The 14242-nt window shown below is 33.6% G+C and carries 10 protein-coding genes; 6 read left to right on the top strand and 4 right to left on the bottom strand.

Features of this window, described 5'->3' with window-relative positions:
* Position 1 precedes the first annotated feature (1 nt).
* The 5 genes from P3F56_RS07385 (at position 2) to P3F56_RS07365 (ending at position 5343) form a co-directional block, all read left to right on the top strand.
* Positions 2 to 253 carry a FeoA family protein gene (locus P3F56_RS07385; RefSeq protein WP_281152250.1) on the top strand — a complete coding sequence of 84 codons (252 nt, stop codon included), beginning with the start codon at positions 2 to 4 and terminating at the stop codon, positions 251 to 253.
* Between the two features lie 84 nt (positions 254 to 337).
* Entirely contained in the window at positions 338 to 2284 is a 1947-nt protein-coding gene (modB, locus tag P3F56_RS07380; protein WP_281153762.1) for a molybdate ABC transporter permease subunit, read from the top strand.
* Between the two features lie 13 nt (positions 2285 to 2297).
* Positions 2298 to 2588 carry a ferredoxin III, nif-specific gene (gene fdxB / locus P3F56_RS07375; RefSeq protein ID WP_281152249.1) on the top strand — a complete coding sequence of 97 codons (291 nt, stop codon included), beginning with the start codon at positions 2298 to 2300 and terminating at the stop codon, positions 2586 to 2588.
* 1967 nt (positions 2589 to 4555) lie between these two features.
* Complete coding sequence (locus P3F56_RS07370) at positions 4556 to 5044, top strand: hypothetical protein (protein WP_281152248.1); 489 nt, start codon at positions 4556 to 4558, stop codon at positions 5042 to 5044.
* Between the two features lie 47 nt (positions 5045 to 5091).
* On the top strand, positions 5092 to 5343 hold the full coding sequence (locus tag P3F56_RS07365) for a hypothetical protein (RefSeq protein WP_281152247.1): 252 nt from the start codon (positions 5092 to 5094) through the stop codon (positions 5341 to 5343).
* A 2105-nt stretch (positions 5344 to 7448) separates the two neighbouring features.
* On the opposite strand, the gene P3F56_RS07360 is transcribed toward P3F56_RS07365, so the two are convergent.
* Positions 7449 to 9017 carry a photosystem II high light acclimation radical SAM protein gene (locus P3F56_RS07360; protein ID WP_281152246.1) on the bottom strand — a complete coding sequence of 523 codons (1569 nt, stop codon included), beginning with the start codon at positions 9015 to 9017 and terminating at the stop codon, positions 7449 to 7451.
* A gap of 553 nt (positions 9018 to 9570) precedes the next feature.
* Between P3F56_RS07360 and P3F56_RS07355 the strand changes: the two genes are divergently transcribed.
* On the top strand, positions 9571 to 9819 hold the full coding sequence (locus tag P3F56_RS07355) for a DUF1830 domain-containing protein (RefSeq protein ID WP_342637184.1): 249 nt from the start codon (positions 9571 to 9573) through the stop codon (positions 9817 to 9819).
* 2389 nt (positions 9820 to 12208) lie between these two features.
* On the opposite strand, the gene P3F56_RS07350 is transcribed toward P3F56_RS07355, so the two are convergent.
* The 3 genes from P3F56_RS07350 to ndhC are packed head-to-tail and all read right to left on the bottom strand — an operon-like array spanning position 12209 to position 13901.
* The gene (locus P3F56_RS07350; RefSeq protein WP_281152245.1) at positions 12209 to 12742 is read right to left on the bottom strand and encodes an NAD(P)H-quinone oxidoreductase subunit J; all 534 of its coding nucleotides are present in this window, start codon (positions 12740 to 12742) and stop codon (positions 12209 to 12211) included.
* Complete coding sequence (gene ndhK, locus P3F56_RS07345; RefSeq protein ID WP_281152244.1) at positions 12735 to 13487, bottom strand: photosynthetic/respiratory NAD(P)H-quinone oxidoreductase subunit K; 753 nt, start codon at positions 13485 to 13487, stop codon at positions 12735 to 12737. The genes P3F56_RS07350 and ndhK overlap by 8 nt, the downstream gene beginning before the upstream one ends.
* A 51-nt stretch (positions 13488 to 13538) precedes the next feature.
* Positions 13539 to 13901 (bottom strand): photosynthetic/respiratory NAD(P)H-quinone oxidoreductase subunit C, encoded by a 363-nt coding sequence (gene ndhC / locus P3F56_RS07340; RefSeq protein WP_281152243.1) that lies wholly within the window; start codon positions 13899 to 13901, stop codon positions 13539 to 13541.
* Positions 13902 to 14242: the final 341 nt, after the last annotated feature.

The raw sequence follows: 14242 nt of genomic DNA, 5'->3' as shown, positions 1-14242 counted from the left end.
AATGTTTGCCCAAAGTTTTACCGTTGAATCTTTAGCTCTAAACCTTCTTAAAGAGAAGGATACAGGGATTATTACTAAAGTCAGAAAAAATGATGAGAATCTCCTACGAAAATTAATCGCTATGGGTATTATGCCTGGACTTCAGATTACCTTAGAACAACGATTTCCTTCATATATTATTAAAATTGGAGGAATGCGAATTGCGATTGATCGTACCTTAGCCCGTGCCATTTATGTAAGACGAACTCGGTAGAAGACATTGCCCACCTCTATTACTTATGAGGTGGGCAATGTCCAACTACGGGTAAAAAGTAAAAAGCAAAAGGCAAAAATCATGATGCATCTTGACCTTTCCCCAGTATGGATTTCCTTAAAAACAGCCTTAACAGCAACACTGATTGCCTCCTTTTGCGGTGTGATTGCAGCCCGTTGGATGTTCAAATATCGGGGAGTAGGGAAAGGTTTAATTGATGGATTATTAACTGCTCCTTTGGTACTGCCCCCCACGGTAATCGGGTTTGTCTTATTACTCTTATTAGGCAAACAAGGTCCGATTGGACAATTGTTTGCTCTATTGAATATCAGTATCATTTTCACCTGGTATGCTACCGTTATCGCCTCAGTTGTTGTCGCCTTTCCATTGATGTATAAAACCATGTTAGGGGCCTTCAGACAAATTGACACCAATTTGTTAGCTAGTGCTAGAACCCTAGGAGCATCGGAAGGGCGAGTTTTCTGGCAAATTTTACTACCCCTAGCGAAACCTGGTCTTATTGCTGGGATTTTATTGGCTTTTGCCAGAGCGTTAGGGGAATTTGGGGCAACTTTAATGTTGGCTGGTAGTATTCCAGGGAAAACTCAGACAATTCCCATTGCCATCTTTTTTGCTGCGGAAAGTGGAGCAATGGATCAAGCATTGGCTTGGGTTGGGGTTATCCTAGTGTTGTCCCTTAGCATCATGAGTATTGTTAATTATTGGTCTGACGGGCAGCCCAAACGAAAAAGCAAAAGAGTAACCTCTTTAAAACAACCCAACTTGTTAAGGGAAAATCTCGATCCTCATACGTTAGGTTTAACTTGGGATACTGCGGATTATCCGGTTCCGAAAGCGCAAATTAAGCTAATTGTTGATATTCAGAAGCAATTGCCTGGATTTTTGTTAGATGTTTCTTTTCATACCGATGGACTTCCCTTGGGGTTATTAGGGGCTTCTGGGGCAGGAAAAAGCATGATTTTACGCTGTATAACAGGGTTAGAAACTCCCGATCGCGGTCGGATTATCCTTAATGGCCGAGTTTTATTTGATTCTCGTCAGGGGATTAATATACCGATTCGTGAGCGTCGCGTAGGTTATTTGTTCCAAAATTATGCTTTGTTTCCCCACCTCACAGTTAATCAAAATATTGCTTTTGGTTTACCTAAAGGATTATCGGCAAGTGTCATTCGCGCTAGGCTTAAAAGGCATTTGAGCAGTGTTCAATTGGATGCGTTAGGAGATCGCTATCCAGCGGAACTTTCAGGAGGACAACAACAAAGAATTGCCCTAGCCCGTGCCTTAGCAAGCGAACCGGAAATATTACTACTTGATGAACCATTTTCTGCTCTGGACACCTACTTACGAGATCAACTCGAAAAACTTCTTAGGACTAGTTTAATTCGTTATTCAGGTGTTACCTTATTTGTTACTCATAACCTGGAGGAAGCATATCGAGTTTGTCCTAATCTTTTGATTCTCGAAGGAGGAAAAATTATTGCCCAAGGACCTAAACAAGCAATTTTTGAACATCCCCAAAGCTTTAGAGTAGCTCAATTGACCGGCTGTAAGAATTTCTCCCGTGTCAGACAAGTTGCCCAACGCAAAATTACGGCTATTGACTGGGGATGCACCCTCGAGGTATTTGATTCCATTTCCCCGAATTTAGTCCATGTCGGGATTCGCGCCCATCAACTGACTTTTCCCGATATTGAAAAATTTTCTACCCTTCACCACACTAATATTTTTCCCTGTTGGTTAACCACCATTAGTGAAACCCAACATCGGATGACCCTTTATTTGAAGCTGAATTGCGCTCCTACCAGTCCCTACGATTACCACTTACAGGTGGAGGTATTGAAGGATAAATGGCAGCAACTCAAAGATCGCCCTTTTCCTTGGCGGGTTCAGCTTCATCCGCAGCGTCTGCTGCTATTACAGAATTCAAGTGGATATCATACCCTTGAATACTCGTCTAGTGAACCTTTACCGTTAACTAGCGAGGATCACTCAAAGCCAAAATCATCTTAAAAGGAGAACAAATATGGCAACTGCAACTGCTTTAACTTTTGGTGGACTTGAATGGATTCCCCAATTTGTTGACTCTATCAACAAAGATACTTGTCTGGGTTGTGGACGTTGTTTCAAAGTCTGTGGTCAGAAAGTATTAGCCTTAATGGGGGTTAATGAAGACGGAGAATTCGTTGACGAAGATGAAGACGAGGACGATATCGAACGTCAAGTTATGACGATTGCTAAAAAGGAAAATTGCATTGGTTGTGAAGCTTGCGCTCGCATCTGTCCCAAAAATTGCTATACTCATGCTCCCGCCTAGGACAGTTTTTTGTCGGGTTGCGCCCTAGGGCGCAACCCTAACTTTTAGTTGAGATTATTCGTGTCTAAGTTAATATCTGATGATCTAAATTCAAAATATTTAGAACGTAATTACTCGATGGATTGGGTAATTAGCTCTTCAGTTTTCTAAAATTGGTTCATTTTTGCAATAGAGAGCTTCATAAATTTCTTATTTAAGAAAGTAAAAGAATCTTTTAAATCGTACCTTTTATTGAAAAATTCTCCGACTAAAGTAGTACCGAGACCTTGAAATAGTTTGTCTAACCTTCCCAAAATCCTGACAAATTAAGTTCCTAATTTAGAATTTAGGAGTTGTGGTGCAAATTTATACATAATGAAGAAAAATGATTAGCAGGTTCATTATAAAGATGATTTTAGTCGGGTGGAGCAATATTCATCTAATCTAGATCTGATACAAGCAACTCTATATGAGAAAATGAAGTTGGCAAAACTTTTTAATAGACAAAAAGTATTTTACTTTAAAAAAAGCAAGAACAGAGACAATAAAATATACTAACTCTCAATCCTAACTAAGTAAAAATCAACATATTACTTGCGACTTTAGTATAGATCTAAATTAAAGTTTTTTACAGTAAAGAAGCATTAAAAAAATCAAATTATTCATAATAATATAGTAAATAGCATGTTAGTAGAAATGCTTATAGTACTTAATTTATTTAATAACAACTTCTATCGGGTGTGTTGTAAAAAAATAGCGCCAATTTTAAAGTCCTAAAAACTAAAATTAATTAACTAATACTAACTAATAATTTAATATTAATGCATTCATTTTCATTACCTTTTTACATTAGATATGTATATAGTTAAAAATAAAATTTTAATTTTTTTAAAAAATTAAAATTTTATTCAGACTTTTTAGTCTGGCTTATTCATTAATAATAAGACGTTATTACAGAGAAAAATGAGTGGGATTAAAGTAATTAGTATTTTTGATAAATGCTGTTGTATGTTTCCAACAATATATTTTATATTTAATTCTTAATTTTTGATTATGTTATTATCTTTATTCTCGACTTTCTGTTTTATTCTACAACTGACTTGTTTTTTAATTACTCAATTAATTTTGTAATTATGAGTCATAAAAAATAGCGATAAATCACGATTTTTTTAGGTTTATTAAAAATTTTTACTGCAGATTAATTTACCATTAAAGAAAACTAAGTTGTTTTAAATGACGCGCTGTTTCTGTTCTAGAGAACAAAACATACTAATTTAGTTTTAGGTTTTGTTAGACTGAAAAATTATCACTTCATACCTTTGTTTCTGTAGATAATTTTTAAAAAATTTATTTAGTTATTTATTTTATTCAAAATTTAAGTTTATTCCTAAAATTATGTTTTTTTTAAAAAAATATAAAACTATATTGAATATCTTATCTATTTCAACCATTTTTATATTTTCTAAAAGGTTTCAAAAACGGTTAAAGTCTGAAGGGACTTTAACAAAAAAATTTTAATATTACATTTTTGTTATTTTCTATTTTTATTAAAACTTAATGCGATGAAAGAGACAAAATTCGAAGTCATGACCATGTCTCCTATTGTATTAATAATATTTAATTCTTTCCTTTTATCTAGTAAATCATTTAATTAAATTAAAATACATCAAATTAACTCTGACGGCAAGATGTCAATATTTAACTCTCTTCCTGCGTTTTATTATTTTCACCATAAGTATTTATGCTGGACTTATTTAAAAGGAGCACTAATTTTCTATCTTAGATAGAGAACTAGTGCTCCTATTTCCTGTATGTCTAGAATTACTAAAATCTTTTCATTAACAAATTTTTATGTGTAAAAATAGTATAATAAACTCTACCCGACAATCATTTTAAAATATACGTTATAAACGGTTTCTAATAGAAAAGATTTTAATACTTCCTTTTAGTCAAAATGCTAAGATCATAATATGATTTAAGGATACATTATGGTGGTAAATCAAAATCAACTATCCTGGTACGAAGTATCAGAAGATGTAAAAACTTTATTAATTTTAGCCTCTAACAATTGGGAAAATACAATACTTGCAGAACAATATATATGTGAGGCCCTAAACAGAGCTGAAAATAACCTTGATGTTTTAACAGGAGCTTATCGTTTCTTTTTTTATAAGAAGAAACCTGAAATTGCCCTTGAGATTGCAAAGAAAATCTTAAAAATCATCCAAGAGACAGAAAATCTCCCGCTACAATGGGAGCAACTAAAGCCTATATTAGTCAGTCGTCAGTATGATTCACCTATCCGACTTTACCTAAATGCCTATGCAGCGCAAGGATTTATTTTAGCTAAACTTGGGCAACTCGAGAAAGCCAAACTAATAACCAAAAGGGTAAAAGAAATTGACAAAAATAGAGAATTCTGTGCTACAACAGTATTTGAAATTTTAACAAAAAACCCTGACGAAGACGACGATTAAGTGAGTTAAGTCTAACCCCGAATATTTACCTAAGGAGAACCATTACCATGACGGAATCTCGTCGACAGCAATATTTTCAACTCATTGAAGATTTAGTCGGTTGTCCCAATGGACAAGAACCGGACGTGTTAGATGCTAACAGCAGTTTAATTGATGCAGATTTTGTTCAAACCCTAATGGAAGTTGCCACTGCGCAAGCCCATGAAGGAAATCAAGATGGAGCAAAGTTCCTGATTTTTCTTGCTCGTCAGTTATCTAAACAATTAGGGTTGTATCCTGAAATTGTGACTGAAAGTTAGATCTCTTTCTAAGAGACAAGTTTTTTGGAAATTTAGACATTTTTAAAAAAACTTGTTTCTTAGCCAGGCAGTGAAGTAATTTTGCTGTCTTGATTTGTTCCTATAGAATCTTAAAAGTCTATACTTCTCAATTATTCTTTGATTTTTAGACAACAGTTTTGAATAGAATTGAAAATTAAAGAATAAGGGGATAAAAATGCAACTTGTGCCTTTATACATTGAATCACTTCTCTAATTTTTTTTACTTTATGAATCGGTAAATTGTTGATGACCAGATAAGTACTCGGCCATAGTTATAATGTCAGCACTTCTGTTTCATCAGTGAGAAAGGCTTCTTTATTTGTCCATAGTTCAAAAGTAAAAGGGGTAAAAAACTCTAATTTAGCGAGCGTTCCAATTAACGTAATATTTTTAACTCGATATATTTAGTCATTTTCCATAAGCTCGTTTTCCTTTAATTGCTCTGGCACACTGACGAGTGATGGCTAGCTCAACTTCAGCTTTGTCAATAAGACTAAATCTGAAAGTTTGAGTTGTCCAAGTATTATACTAAACATCCTCGTCTCGACGGTTGACCCCTATCTGTGTAAACTTTTAATATATGAAGTATTTTTTAGGGATTAACTTTATTTTTCAGACAAAATGACATATGGCAGTAATACTAATTACAGCACCTATTTTTTTGTATAAGTAAATACTTAGTTCTTACAGATTAACATCGTTATCTTGTTCTATAAATTGTTTTATTTCAATAAAATGGAGTTCTACTCAGCCATGAGGTAATAGTTTTGTCAATCTTTTTCTTAGATATTAGTAAAGTGATGAAAAGGACAAAACTATTACTGACTTGAAAATACTCTGCCAGTTAAGATCAACTTAAGTTGATTGATTAGTCTTATTGTTAGTTTCTATGACTTGAGTAGGAATATTCATGAAATACAACTTAACTTTAAGAAATAAAAAAACACTATAAAATCTGTAGATTGACGAACATGAACAGAACTGAAAGTAGTTCATTAGATAGAAACAATTTGTATTGAAAGAGTTTAGTACCAAAGAGAATAAAAGCACTTAAAAAAGCTCAGATACTATTCCCAGAGTCAGAGACCAAAACATAGAAAGGAAAAGTATCCTGAGCAAGAGAAATTTTTGATGAATTTCTCTTTATAAGTTAAAAAAATTAAGAAAACATCCAGAATTTAAAATAGATATATTATTTGTTGATGAACCTAGAGTAGAATTTAAACTAATCAGAAGAAAAGTTTGGAGTCTCATTGGGGAAAGACCAACTGCTATGGTAAGACAGAGCTATAAATACCCATATGTTTATGGATATTTATAGCCACTAATCTAAACAAATCTTATAGAATTAAATTCCAAGAGTAAATATAAAATTGCTGAATTTAATTGATTAACATTGAGCTAAAGATGTAGAGCTATCTGAAAAAAAAGTCTTATTGATGGAAGATAATAGCAGCTAATTTTATAGTAAAAAGAGAAAAATTTATTCAGGAGTTACTAGAAAATGTTTGCTAGCTTACTCTCCAAAATTAGAACCAGTTAAAAGATTATCAACGTTAGTAGGTGAGCCTTGGGTTAATAAGTATTTTAAAATGATTAGTAAAATGGAATATTGTTTACTAAATGAGTGTAATCTCTTCAATGACATAAAAGAAGCAATATAAAAGAATAAATTGAGAATTAAATTAATCAAAATGAGTTGAATTAATGTCTATTTTTTTGTTTGTAATCGTTGACCCAAATTATTAGCATTATTTCTATTTCTTATTTACTTAAAATATCTAAATTAGCTATATTTTTGGTATCATCATTTTAATACCTATTAAATAATTTAAATCCTAAGTTTTTAAGAAAATATTCGATTTTATGTTTTTTTCTATTTTTAAAAATTTAATTTTTCTGCAAATTTGTTTTCATAACTAAAAAATAGTTATTGATTTAAATAATGACAGGCTCATAGAAGGGGTACATCGTCATATAAAAAGTATGATACTAATTCTGATAAGATTTGAACGACTTAATCTATACTACCTTGAATGATAACTGGTAAAGTTTTAGGTATTTACTCTACATTAAGTTACAAACTAAGCTAGTATAAACTGTTTTTTCTTTTCTTCGAGAGGAGCAGTTAAGGCCTCTTCTAAATCAGCTTTTCCTAACTTTTTTTCTAGAATTTTTATAACTTCCTGTCCAAAATTATTAGGATTTTCTTCCCATGCTTGCAGACAAACTTCTCCGAAAAATGATCCCAAAGGTTCAGGATTCCAAAGTAACTTCTTGGCTGTCCAAGGCATCAAACTCATAGGATTATATCCAGGTTTAAGAATATTATTTTCCAAAGCATATTCTTCGAGATGAGTGTGGGGTTGTAATCCAATAAAGAAAATAGCAGGTTCTACCTTATCAGCCCCAAAAATATTTTCTAATTCTCGATGATAAGCAATGGTTTGTCGGATGGTATCAAAAGTTTCATCAATTACATTAAAAGAATAATTAACTGATACCATATCATTGAATCCTGCCCTTTTAAGATCACGACAATTTTGCAAAACTGTCCGTAACTTGTAGCCCATTCGCATCTTGCGAACTAATTTTTGTGACCCGCTAGTGATACCAATTTCAAAATAATTCATCCCTGTTTTAGCCATCAAATCGCATAGATTTGGGGTTAAATTATCTGCCCGAATATAAGCTGCCCAATGAATATCTGTCATCCCAGAATCAAGAAGTTTTTGTAAAAATTCTTCGGTGTTTTCAATGAATTTACGGGCGGGAATAAACTGAGCATCAGTAAACCAGAAATTACGAATTCCTCGGTCATAAAGTTGGCGCATTTCCTTGATCACTTCATCAGCCGGGTTGATCCTAACTTGTTTTCCTTCTACTACTGTATAGACACAATAGCAACAGTTATGGGGACAACCTCGCTTAGTTTGTACTCCGATGTAAAAGTCATTTTCTTGAAAATAATAGTCAAATTCTGTCCAAATACTCTGAATATATTTGTAATTACAAGCAGTTTTTTCAATAGGTGTTGGAGGTTCATGAATTAATTTTTTGCGGAAATCATTCTCTCCAACAACATAACAACGCTCCTCCAAAAAATCTTTCCCTTGCAACAGTTTTTGAAGCAAAGTCTCTCCCTCCCCCACCGAAACAATAGTCCCCTTGGGAAGCTCTGATTTTAACTGTTCATAAAAGACACTTATTGCACCGCCTCCTACAACCAGACGTGCTTCTGGATGATATTGTTTTGCCTGTTTAAGTCCACGCCGAATTAGACCTATATTTCGCCATATTTCGCTGTAGTAAGCAATAGTTACTTTTAAGCCGCCTAATGCTCCTCGTAAACGAATTAGAGGGTTTTTAGCGTAATAAAACTCAAAAGCATTTTGCAGGGGATTGCCTCCTCTACCACCAACGGGTGCATAAATTTGGATGTCTCGCCAAGAAAACACTAGCAAAGTTGGTTTAAACTTATCGATACAATTATCTAAAGTTTTTTTAAATTCTAATGGTGGAATTGTTCCAAAATCAAGGATTTTTTGCTTAATTTCAGGAAAAAGTTTATGTACGTAATCAGATAAATAGACGACGCCAATAGGAAAAATGGGATTACAGGGGAGACGAACATAGAGAATACGCTGTGTCATTGTAAAATCCGTCTTAAACATTAGTTTAGCAGAGTTAGTCGCTCACAAATGGGGGATTAAAAACAGTTTAGGCTAAACAACAATAAACGATCCTAGGATCACCTCAGTTTATAAATAAATTCTTTAAGAGCGATGATTACTTTGTAATATATCTTTAACCTTAACGAGATTATGGGCAGATAGCAAGGGGAATTTAAATTTAAGTAATTTAAGTATAGTAGAGTGTGAATTCAACTCAGCTAGTATTAAAAAAATATTTATTTAAGTTAAGAAAGATAAAGAACTTTAACTAACGATTTTAAAAAAATTTTTTCGTATTTTGTCTAAGTTGGAAGTATATTATTTCTGTAAAATGTCCTGGTTTTAGGATAGAAATATTGAATGTAATCTTAATTGCAGCCAGTTGGAATCGCTGAATGTTAGGGGATAGAAGGAATGAAGAATCGGATTTCACATTGCCTCAATTACTATTACTCTGGACCAGATCCTTAATTCTCTTCCAACCGGCCAAAGTAGAATTATCCTTTGTTTCTATGTGAACGCGATAAGTTGAATTCAAGTTGTTCTGATTACAAATGTTCCGAATTGGTATTTTAAGGGAGTTATCTTTTCTCGACAACGGCTGATGTTTAAAGCTGTGCTTCAAGCATTATATTCATACCGGAATGGTCGTAGTACACTAGTATATGATGATCATCATATACTAGTGTACTTAATTATGATGAACTTTGAACAAATCTATATTGCTATTGCTTTTCCATTAATTATCAGTGTCATTAATAAGAAATTAGCAAGTAAATAGGAGGAAATTTATTCTTTGTAAGAATTTATAGCTATTGGAATGTCTGCCGGTTTCGAGAGACTTAGAGGTATCAATTTGGATAGTTATACTTCTGCTAAGTTGCTAGGAAATATTGCTATTATTTTTATTCTCTTTGATAAGAAAACTGATAGTCAATGACAAACGATCCTTCCTATTTTTTTGTATAGATTAACCATATCGACTGTCGGATATTTTCTCGCAACGTTTATTTTGGAGGCTTTCACTTGGTTAACCCTGGTTTTTTTATTTCTATACAAAAAAATAGTAAATTAAGACTAAAGAAAAATTAACAGCCTCTGTTGGAATTAGAGTTAAGCAATAATGATCTCAAGTCCTTGAGGATCAATTATTAAATTAAGTATTTCTTCAGTTATTTCATTGACCATGGGAATCTTAATAAGGTACGGGTTTAAAATAGGAATAAATTGAAATAGCTGTTATTTTGAATAGAAATAGTTTTCTTATGATATATGCAGCTAGAGTTGTTTTCGGAAATTGCTGATCAGCTCATAAAGATACCATTACAGGCTTACAGAAAATCGCTTGGTTAAGATAAATTATAATATTTGTATTATTAAGACTTTTGGTCTTTCCTTTTTAACTTTGACCGATTGTACCAGTGGCTATTGTCTGTCATTACTTTATTTTTAAGATAAGTCGCTCATCCTATAAGTGTTTTAGCGATAAAACTATAACTGCTTATAAAAACACTATTTTTTGTGTATTTTTTGATTATTTGAATTTCAGTCTCTTTCCAAGGTATTACTAAGACTCCAATAGGAAAATAGCTAATATTAAAAGCTAATGATTCAGTCTAGTTTCTTCAAAGGTTAAAAAATATAGCTTTTTTAGACTGAAGTATGATGGATTAGCATTTTACAACTTCTAAAACTGTTATTATGATCGCATTCTGTCACTCTAAAAATATAGTTTTAATATAAGAAAAGTTTTGTAATGTTGGAAACATTGTACAGCAATACTTTCAGCTTTTATTTATTACTATTTTGTAATAGCTAGTCTAGAATAGCTAAAAATCTCTCGAATAATTTAATTACCAACGACAAAAGATTTGTAACACATTTTCCATGCGACCAGACCAGGATTCTTCGATATGTTGACCACTTATATCTTCAAGGATATATAAGTTTTTATTTTCCCGTTACTAAAAGTCTCTAAATTAATAAATCGTGCATTTCTCGAACTTTTACAGTTACCTTTTTAAAATAAAAGAATTATGAAATTCTTACTGCCAAATAAGTTCCCAATCTCAATGAATTTTCAATCGAGTATTTGGATCTTGTAAAGTATTTAATACTTTTAACAAAAATGCAGAATATTCTAGAGAATATAAAAAATATTCTGATAATTTAAAGACATAAAAATAGATACTTAAATTAATTCTAATTAAAAATTAGGGAGATAAACTAGTAACTGAACGAATTTTATAAGGGATCTGGCGGCAGTATAAAAAGTAGCTAACCTTCCATTAGAAGACCATAAGACCATTCTCTTGTAAAGATCGCTGAGAGTACGACGATTAGCCTCTACAAACCATTTAACATCATTAGCAACGTAACTAGAATCATGCTGCTCTAGTCCTCCCTATTTCTAAACCCAAACAGGGGCATGAGTATACTCATAATCGCGGTTAGTTGGGCAAATAGCAAGTACAATAACTTTATGAATTTGATTACTCAGATATAGTCACGTAAACATTTCTGCCATATTCACAGGTTTTATTATAGGAATCTCCAGTAAAAAAGGCGGTATGGCTATCATTACATATCAATAACGGGATACACTTTTTGACTGATCTCATAATTTTTTAGGATTAAAATCATGAATTTGATTAGTTTTTTCATTAGAACCTCTTACCTAAAAATAATCATTAGGGATGAAAATTCCTCCCCAATTACCGTGATCATGAAATCAACATAAGCAATTAACAAAGATAATTTTCTGTTTCTTCGATTAAGACTCGTTCTTTCTATACCTTCAATTACTTTTTTAAACTAAGCAATAGAAATTGAGGTCCTCTCTTCAATGTTAAATTGAGGGGTATAACTTCGACTATCAACACAATCAGGTGCTCCAGGACAAGGAGCTAATTTTCCATATTTTACATCCAGATTTATAGGAAAAGTTTTGGAAAAATTAAATATAATAAATATCTTTTATAGTGAGATATTAAGTTTTAGTAATGAGAAAGTTCATAAGTTTATCCTCTACTTCTTGCATCTTTCTTGTATCTATATTAATAGATAATATTAGTTTTGATTTAAAGAGTTATTTTTTTTACAAATTCCCCTTCTAATTGTTAGATAAACTGAACAAAACAGAAGGGGATTGATAATCTGTTAATGAAACTTTAATAAGCGTCTTGCAACTCGTAAAAGTCTGGGGAAACGTAATCTTTTCGTAATGGCCAACCCACCCAATCTTCAGGCATTAAAATCCGTTTTAGATCAGGATGTCCTTCATAGATAATGCCATACATGTCATAACTCTCCCGTTCCTGCCAATCTGAGGCTTTCCAGATCCAGTAAACTGAAGGAACACGGGGATTATCCCTAGGCAAGAAAACTTTAATTCGAATCTCTTCAGGGCGATCACTATTATCAGCAACCTTAATGAGATGATAGAAACTTACTAACTCTCTTCCTGGCCCTAAATCAAACGCTCCCTGACATTGAAGATAGTTAAACCCGTAGGCATAGAGCGCAGTAGCTAGAGGAATCAAGAATTTTGATTCAACCTTAATCAGTTCTACACCTAGATGATCCGGCTCAAGGGTTTCATGCTCAAAGCCATTTTTCATTAACCAACTGGAAACTGGTCCAGTTTCAACAAGGGCTGTTTCTTTAGTTTCAGGAGCATTATCTGGCTTATCTTCTTCAACCACGTTCAATTTCCTCCTTTTGTTTCTGGGACGCTAAAGCGGGGAGAACAGGCATACCGATCGCATCAGTTAATTCTTTGGGGGGAGCCTGACGATTCTCAGTTTGTAGATACTTACCAGTTAAAATTGGGTCAACCGCTCTCATATTGTGGGTTGTACTATAGTAACGGTGAGTTTGCTCCATTAGCGTTGTTCGTTCTTGAATGGTTTCGTTGGAGATTTTTTTACGAAGTTTGATGATTGCATCAAAAATAGCTTCTGGACGAGGAGGACAGCCTGGAATGTATACATCTACAGGAATTAACTTATCAACCCCTCTCACGGCTGTTGTAGAGTCGCTGCTGAACATTCCTCCTGTAATGGTACAAGCACCCATAGCAATCACATATTTGGGGTCGGGCATTTCTTCATAGAGACGCACCAATGCAGGAGCCATTTTCATCGTGATAGTTCCAGCGGTGATAATTAAATCCGCTTGTCTAGGACTAGAACGTGGAACTAGACCAAAACGGTCAAAATCAAAGCGAGAGCCAATTAAAGCAGCAAATTCGATAAAACAGCAGGCTGTTCCGTACAATAGTGGCCAAAGACTTGATAAACGCGCCCAGTTATGGAGATCATCTACGGTAGTAAGGATGATATTTTCTGAGAGGTCTTGAGTAACTTGACTGCGAGCAATAGGGTTAAGAATTTTTTCTTTTTGTTGCTGCTCAATGGCAGCTAAATCGAGGGTAGTATTAGGACTCATGGTTTGATAATTATCAATGAACAATGAACAATTCCCAATTGATCGCTGATGCTAGGACCATTCGAGTGCGCCTTTGCGCCAGGCATAAACGAGGGCGATTACTAGAATCGCAATAAAAATTAGGGCTTCCACAAAAGCTAACAGTCCCAATTGATTAAACGCTACTGCCCAGGGGTACAAAAAAACGGTTTCTACGTCGAATACGACAAACACCAACGCAAACATATAATAGCGAATGTTGAATTGAATCCAAGCAGCGCCGACTGGTTCCATTCCTGACTCATAGGTAGTGACTCTTTCGGGGCCTCCCCCACTGGGACGCAAAAGTTTTGAAGCGGTGAGGGCAAGAATGGGGACTAAACTAGACGCCAGTAAAAATCCGAGTAAATATTCGTAGCCATTGAGGACAAACACTGTTTTTTGGTAACTCCTCTCAATACAAAATAAAATCTGCTAAGGTTAACCAACTCCCATTATAAGGGCAATATTGCGATAGGTTTTCCAAAGTATGGTTAAAAAAAAGGTAAATTGATAGTAATCCCTTTAAGAAACTAAGGAGTTAGATAGAGTTCTTCAACTTTATTTACCCAATTTTGTGTCATTCCAATAGCAATTGATATCAAAGCCCTTTCTTACTGTCGTTAGAGTCCCTCCATCACTTATTTTAGAAATGGATATAGAGATTGGTTAGGATTCCAGGAAGAATTAAGCAGAAAATTTTAATAGTTCTAATGAACTATTAAACATAATTATTA

The organism is cyanobacterium endosymbiont of Epithemia clementina EcSB, assembly GCF_029919255.1.
Lineage (GTDB): Bacteria > Cyanobacteriota > Cyanobacteriia > Cyanobacteriales > Microcystaceae > Rippkaea.
Note: the sequence above shows the minus strand (reverse complement) of the source record. Positions and strands in the feature narration are given on the sequence as shown.